The sequence below is a fragment of the Pseudoroseomonas cervicalis ATCC 49957 genome, assembly GCF_000164635.1.
Taxonomy (GTDB): Bacteria; Pseudomonadota; Alphaproteobacteria; order Acetobacterales; family Acetobacteraceae; genus Pseudoroseomonas; species Pseudoroseomonas cervicalis.
Window position 1 is genome coordinate 1 of the sequence record NZ_GG771136.1, and the last position, 774, is coordinate 774.

Here is a 774-nt window from a genome sequence, read left to right on the forward strand (position 1 = left end):
GCTGGCCCCGCCCGAGGCGCCCGCCCCGCCGCCGCTGCCGCCCTCCGCCCCGCCGACCGCCGCCAGCGAGGTCATCATCCCCGCCCCCGACCCGGCGCTGCTGGAGACCTCCCCCTACGGCCCGCTGCCGCGCATCACCACCGATGGGCGGGAGGCGCGGCGCCTCTATGCCCGTCCCTTCCCGGCCGAGGAGGCGCGGCCGCGCATCGCGCTGGTGGTGGGCGGCTTCGGCCTCTCCCCCACCCGTTCGGAGGAGGCGCTGCGTCGCCTGCCGCCCGCCACCACCCTGGCCTTCACCCCGCAGGCGATGCGGCCCGATCTGCTGCTCTCCCAGGCGCGGGCGCGCGGCATGGAGGTCGCCCTCGGCCTGCCGCTGGACTCCTCCGGCGCCGAGCCGAATGAGCAGACGCTGCGCCCCGGGCTGATGCATTGGGAGAACCAGGACCGGCTGCACCGCGCGCTCGGCCGCATGGCCGGCTATGCCGGCGTGATCGGCGCCATCGGCGCGCAGCGCGGCGACCGCTTCGCCGCCGACCGCGCCCAGCTGGAAGCGGTGCAGGAGGAGGCGCAGGCGCGCGGCCTCTACTATCTGGAGCCGCGCCCCGGCGCCCCCGCCCCGGCCGAGGCCGCCGGCGCGGTGGCCGATCTGATCCTGGACGAGCCGCTGACCCGCGGCGAGGTCGAGCGCCGCCTGGCCCGGCTGGAGGAGATCGCGCGGGAGCGCGGCTTCGCCCTGGGCCTCGCCGCCGAGCCGGCGCCGCTGCTGGTCGACCG

Annotated in this window: 1 protein-coding gene; it reads left to right on the forward strand. The window is 78.7% G+C overall.

The annotated features are described in order from the left end of the window. On the forward strand, positions 1-774 hold a 774-nt coding region (locus tag HMPREF0731_RS22185), incomplete at both ends, for a divergent polysaccharide deacetylase family protein (RefSeq protein ID WP_211208002.1).